Genomic DNA, 6146 nt, shown 5'->3' with positions numbered 1-6146 from the left:
CACGGTGACGCTGCAGAAGCCGCTGGGCGACCGCAAGGTGGTCGACGCGACGTCGGGCAAGCCGCTCCCCCGCCAGTAGAGATCCGGTGGACCTCCGGTGGACCTTGCCCGGAGTACGACGAGGGCCCGGACGGCATTCGCCGTCCGGGCCCTCGTCACAGGCGTCGTGGGCCTCGTGGAGGCCGCGGGCCTAGCTGAACGAGTCGCCGCAGGCGCAGGAGCCGGTGGCGTTCGGGTTGTCGATCGTGAAGCCCTGCTTCTCGATGGTGTCGACGAAGTCGATGGAGGCACCGTGCAGGTACGGGGAGCTCATGCGGTCGGTGACGACCTTGACCCCGTCGAAGTCCTTGACGACGTCGCCGTCGAGGGAGCGCTCGTCGAAGAAGAGCTGGTAGCGCAGGCCGGAGCAGCCGCCGGGCTGGACGGCGACGCGCAGCGCCAGGTCATCGCGGCCTTCCTGCTCCAGCAGGGTCCTGACCTTCTCGGCGGCGGCGTCGGACAGGAGGATGCCGTCGCTCACAGTGGTCTTTTCGTCCTGTACGGACATCTGCATTCACTCCCGAAGTGGGCGGCTCCCCGCCGGAGGCTGGGGATACGTCGGACTCTTGCCGTCGGTGGCAACCAGCGCGACCGCGGATTCATTCCGGGGTCCCGCACCTTGTTCCAGATATTCATGCTCGCACACCGGGGCCGGCGCGCGGACATGACGGACGTGGAACGTGCGGAACGGGCGAATTCGTCACATCGACACTATCGGCATCGTCAAACTGACGTGAAGCGGCTATGATAGATAGCGTCAAATAGACGAGAAGTCGCTCCGAACGTCTTCAGAAGTCCCTTGTCGCAGAACAGAAAGGGTGCGTGTCGTGACCACCGCCCAGCCTATGGACACCCAGCCCCTGGACGTCCAGCCGACGCCGCTCGCCCTGCTGTTGCTCGGCCGCGAAGCCGACCCCAAGAGCGAGCGCGGGGTCGAGTGCCCCGGCGACCTGCCCTCGCCGTCGGACCCGGACCTGGTGGCGCGCGCCCGCGCGGCCAAGGAGAAGCTCGGGGACAAGGTCTTCATCCTCGGCCACCACTACCAGCGCGACGAGGTCATCGAGTTCGCGGACGTGACCGGTGACTCGTTCAAGCTGGCCCGCGACGCGGCCGCCAAGCCGGAGGCCGAGTACATCGTCTTCTGCGGCGTGCACTTCATGGCCGAGTCCGCCGACATCCTCACGACGGACGACCAGAAGGTCGTCCTGCCCGACCTCGCGGCGGGCTGCTCGATGGCCGACATGGCCACCGCCGAGCAGGTCGCGGAGTGCTGGGACGTGCTGACCGAGGCCGGGATCGCCGGCAACACGGTGCCCGTCTCCTACATGAACTCCTCCGCCGACATCAAGGCCTTCACCGGCAAGCACGGCGGCACCATCTGCACCTCGTCCAACGCCAAGAAGGCCCTGGAGTGGGCCTTCGAGCAGGGGGGGCCCGGGGAAACCAAGGTGCTGTTCCTGCCGGACCAGCACCTGGGCCGCAACACGGCCGTGCGCGACATGGGCATGTCCCTGGACGACTGCGTGCTCTACAACCCGCACAAGCCGAACGGCGGCCTGACCGTCGAGCAGCTGCGGAACGCCAAGATGATCCTGTGGCGCGGGCACTGCTCGGTGCACGGCCGCTTCTCGGTCGACTCCGTCAACGACGTCCGCGCCCGCATTCCCGGCGTGAACGTGCTCGTGCACCCCGAGTGCAAGCACGAGGTCGTGGCGGCCGCCGACTACGTGGGCTCGACGGAGTACATCATCAAGACGCTGGAGGCGGCCCCGGCCGGCTCCAAGTGGGCCATCGGCACCGAGCTGAACCTGGTCCAGCGCCTGGCGAATCGATTCGCCGCCGAGGACAAGGAAGTCGTCTTCCTCGACAAGACGGTCTGCTTCTGCTCGACCATGAACCGCATCGACCTCCCCCACCTGGTGTGGGCCCTGGAGTCCCTGGCCGAGGGCAACCTCGTCAACCGGATCCAGGTCGACAAGGAGACGGAGAGCTTCGCGAAGCTCGCCCTGGAGCGGATGCTGGCGCTGCCGTAGCCGCGCCACCCGGCCCCCGCATGCCCGAAGGGGCGCCTCCCGGCCCGGGAGGCGCCCCTTCGGCGTGTAGGCGGTACTCCGCTCACACCCGCGCCGGGGTCTCCCCCCGGCTCGGGGCCGGGACCACCGTCAGACGCGCCCGCTTCTTGGCGCGGCGCCGTTCCTTGAACAGCTCGACCATCGTGTAGAGGGTCGGCACCAGCAGCAGGGTCAGCAGCGTCGAGCTGATCAGGCCGCCGATCACCACCACCGCGAGCGGCTGCGAGATGAAACCGCCCTCGCCGGTGACGCCGAGCGCCATCGGGAGCAGCGCGAAGATCGTCGCGAGCGCGGTCATCAGGATGGGCCGCAGGCGGTGCCGGCCGCCCTCGATGACGGCCTCCACGACGCCCAGGCCCTGGCGGCGGTACTGGTTGACCAGGTCGATCAGGACGATCGCGTTGGTGACCACGATGCCGATGAGCATCAGCATGCCGATCATCGCCGGGACGCCCATGGGGGTGCCGGTGACGATCAACAGGCCGAGGGCGCCGGTCGCCGCGAAGGGCACGGAGACCAGCAGGATCAGCGGCTGGACCAGCGAGCGGAAGGTCGCGACCAGCAGCATGAAGACGATCGCGACGGCCGCGAGCATCGCCAGGCCCAGGGAGCCGAAGGCGTCGCTCTGGTCCTGGGAGACACCTCCGATGGAGGCGGTGGCGCCGGCGGGCAGGTCCAGCGCCTTGATCCTGCTCTGGAGGGCGCTGCTGACGGCGCCGGTGTTGTCGCCGATCGGCCGGGCGGTGATGGTGGCGGCGCGGGCGCCGTCGATCCGGGTCATCGCGACGGGGCCGGGGACCGTCTTCACGTCGGCGATGTCGCCGAGCCTGGCCGTCGGCCCGACCGGGAGCGCCTGCAGCTCGGCCAGGGTGGTGGCGGGCTTGGCGGACGTGACGACGATGTCCCGCTCGGTGTCGTCCAGTACGGCCTTGCCGGCCGGGGTGCCGCGTACGGCCTGGGCGACGAGCGCGCCGAGGGCGGCCTGGTCCAGGCCCGCCTCGGCGGTCTTCGGGGTGGCGGTGACCGAGATGCGGGGCACGGACTGGGAGAGGTCGCTCTGGACGTCGGTGACGTCCTTCAGCTTGGCCACCTCGGCCTGGACCTGACCCGCGGCCTTGGCGAGCACGCCGGCGTCACCGGCCTTGACGACCACGCTCAGGTTGGAACTGCCGAAGCCGCCGCCCGCCACGATGCGGGTTTCGCCGACGCCGTCGAGCTTGCCCAGCTCGCTCTCGATGCGCCCCTTGACGGAGCCGGCGTCACCGGAGTTCTCCAAGGTGACCTGGTAAGAAGCCTGGTTGGTGCCGGTGCCGCCGCCGAACGCCGCCATGAAGCCGGAGGAGCCCACGGTGACCTGGTAGTCCTTGACCCCGTCGACCGAGGCGAGGACCCGCTCGACCTTGTGGCTCGCCTCGTCTGCGGCGGCCAGGGAGGTACCCGGGGCCAGCGACTGCTTGACCGTCAGCGTGTCCTGCTCGCCCTGGTCGAAGAAGTTCGTCTTCAGCAGCGGGGTCATGGCGAAGGTGGCGACGAGGACCACCGCCGCGAGGGCGACGCTGGTCAGCCTGCGGCGGGTGGCGAAGCCCAGGACGCGGACGTAGAAGCGCTGGAGCCGGCCGCGCGCCTCCTTCTCCTCCGCGTCGCGCCGCGCCTTGGCCGCGTCCTTCGCGGCCTCCTCCGCCACGCCCTTGGGGGCGCGCAGGAACCAGTACGACAGGACGGGCACGACGGTCAGGGAGACGATCAGCGACGCCAGCAGGGCGGCGGTGACCGTCAGCGAGAAGGAACTGAACAGCTGCCCGATCATGCCGCCGACGAGACCGATCGGCAGGAAGACGGCGACGGTGGTGAGGGTGGAGGAGGTGACCGCCCCGGCCACTTCCTTGACCGCGGTGATGATGGCGGCCTCGCGCTCCTCGCCGTAGCCGAGGTGGCGCTTGATGTTCTCCAGGACCACGATCGAGTCGTCGACGACCCGGCCGATGGCGATGGTGAGCGCGCCGAGCGTCAGCATGTTCAGCGACAGGTCCCGGGTCCACAGGACGATCAGCGCGAGGACGACGGACAGCGGGATGGAGACCGCGGTGACCAGCGTCGAGCGCAGCGAGGCGAGGAAGACCAGGATCACGAGCACCGCGAAGACCAGGCCGAGCGCGCCCTCGGTGGTCAGGCCCGAGACGGACTTGGCGACGGCCGGACCCTGGTCCATGATCACGGTCAGGTCGGCGCCGGAGCCGAGGGTGGAACGCAGCCCGGGCAGCTTCTCCTTGACCGCGTCGGAGATCGCGACGGCGCTGCCGTCCTTGTCCATGGTCAAGGTGACGGAGAGGCTGGGCTTGCCGTTGGTGCGGGTCAGCGAGACGGCCTTGGCGGGCTCCTGCCTGACCGAGGCCACGTCCGCGAGGCGCACGGCCGGCTTGCCGGGCCCGGCGCTCAGCCGCAGGTCCTCCAGTTGGGCGAGGGAGGTGTAGCCGGCGCCGACCCGGACGGTGCGGTTCTTGCCCTCCTCGTCGAAGGAACCGGCGGGGACGGTCGCGCCGCCCGCCTGGAGGCCCTTGGCGACGGCGCCGCCGTCGAGACCGGCGGCCGCCAGCCTCGCGGGGTCCGGGGTGACACTGACCTGGAGCTTCTGGACGCCGTCGACGGTGACCCGGCCGACGCCGGGGATGTCGGAGAGGACGGGGACGACGGAGCCGTCCAACTGGTCGGCGAGGGCCTGCTGGTCCTTGCCGGAGGTGGCGGCGAGGACCACGGTGGGCATGTCGTCGGTGGAGCCCGCCACCACCTGCGGGTCGACGCCGGCGGGCATCCGGACGCGGGCCCGGTTTACGGCCTGCTGGACGTCGGCGACGAGCTGCTTGGTGCCGCTGTCGCCGTAGTCGAACCGCGCCATGATCAGGGCGTTGCCCTCACTGGCGGTCGAGGTGACGCCGGTGATGCCGTCGACACCCTTGAGGGTGGCCTCGATCGCCTCGATGACCTGCTTCTCCACCACGTCGGGCGAGGCACCCTCGTACGGTGCGAGCACGGACACCATCGGAAGTTCGATGGAGGGCAGCAGTTGCTGCTTGAGCTGCGGGATGGCAATGGCGCCGAAGAAGAGCGCGACGATCGACACGAGGCCGATCAGTGCTCTTTGGGCCAGGCTGAAGCGGGACAGCCACGACATGGTTGGGGATCTCTCTGCAGGTTCCGACGCGAGCCCCTCAGCTTCGCCCGCGTCCCGGTGGCGCCGCGTCGCTCCCAGGTGCCGTCCTCACACCCCGCATACCGCGCCCGCAGTACGCCGCCCTACCGCGCGGCCGGTCCGCCCGCTCAGTCCGCGCGGGGCCGGACCAGGCCCGATTCGTAGGCGATGACGACCAGTTGGGCCCGGTCGCGGGCGCCTAGCTTGGCCATGGCCCGGTTGACGTGGGTCTTGACCGTGAGCGGGCTGACCTCCAGGCGGGCGGCGATGCCGTCGTTGGGGAGGCCCGCCGCGACGAGTACGAGGACCTCGCGCTCGCGACCGGTCAGGGCGGCGAGCCGTTCGGCGTGCGCGGAGCCGGGGGCGGGGGCGTCGGTGTGGGCGCCCTGGGCCAGGAAGGTGGCGATCAGCCCCTTGGTGGCGGCCGGGGAGAGCAGCGCCTCGCCGGCGGCGGCGACACGGATGGCGTTGAGCAGTTCCTCGGGCTCGGCGCCCTTGCCGAGGAAGCCGGAGGCACCGGCGCGCAGCGCCTGCACCACGTACTCGTCGACCTCGAAAGTGGTCAGCATGACGACGCGGACGGCGGCGAGCGCCGGGTCCGCGGTGATCATGCGGGTGCCGGCGAGGCCGTCGGTGCCCGGCATGCGGATGTCCATGAGGACGACGTCCGCCCGGTGGTCGCGGGCCAGGGCGTAGGCCTGGGCGCCGTCCGAGGCCTCGCCCACGACGTGCATGTCGGGCTCGGAGTCGACGAGCACCCTGAACGCGCTGCGCAGCAGCGCCTGGTCGTCGGCGAGCAGCACCCTGATGGGCGTCGGCGTCTCTTCCACGCCCCGAGCGTACGGGGC

4 protein-coding genes are annotated in these 6146 nt (G+C 70.5%); 1 reads left to right on the top strand and 3 read right to left on the bottom strand.

What is annotated here, in order from left to right:
- Nucleotides 1-190: 190 nt before the first annotated feature.
- Complete coding sequence (erpA, locus tag E6R62_RS34235; RefSeq protein ID WP_136217385.1) at nucleotides 191-547, bottom strand: iron-sulfur cluster insertion protein ErpA; 357 nt, start codon at nucleotides 545-547, stop codon at nucleotides 191-193.
- 310 nt (nucleotides 548-857) lie between these two features.
- Here erpA and nadA point away from each other — a divergent pair, with 310 nt between their 5' ends.
- On the top strand, nucleotides 858-2072 hold the full coding sequence (gene nadA, locus E6R62_RS34230) for a quinolinate synthase NadA (protein ID WP_136217384.1): 1215 nt from the start codon (nucleotides 858-860) through the stop codon (nucleotides 2070-2072).
- A gap of 82 nt (nucleotides 2073-2154) precedes the next feature.
- On the opposite strand, the gene E6R62_RS34225 is transcribed toward nadA, so the two are convergent.
- Together E6R62_RS34225 and E6R62_RS34220 are read right to left on the bottom strand one after the other, a co-directional pair.
- Complete coding sequence (locus E6R62_RS34225; RefSeq protein WP_136217383.1) at nucleotides 2155-5280, bottom strand: efflux RND transporter permease subunit; 3126 nt, start codon at nucleotides 5278-5280, stop codon at nucleotides 2155-2157.
- Nucleotides 5281-5426: 146 nt separating this feature from the next.
- The gene (locus E6R62_RS34220; RefSeq protein ID WP_240802062.1) at nucleotides 5427-6128 is read right to left on the bottom strand and encodes a response regulator transcription factor; all 702 of its coding nucleotides are present in this window, start codon (nucleotides 6126-6128) and stop codon (nucleotides 5427-5429) included.
- Nucleotides 6129-6146 lie beyond the last annotated feature (18 nt).

This window comes from Streptomyces sp. A1136, from assembly GCF_004795055.1.
Taxonomy (GTDB): Bacteria; Actinomycetota; Actinomycetes; order Streptomycetales; family Streptomycetaceae; genus Streptomyces.
The sequence above is the reverse complement of the archived record's forward strand: the minus strand, read 5'-3'. Positions and strand labels throughout refer to the sequence as shown.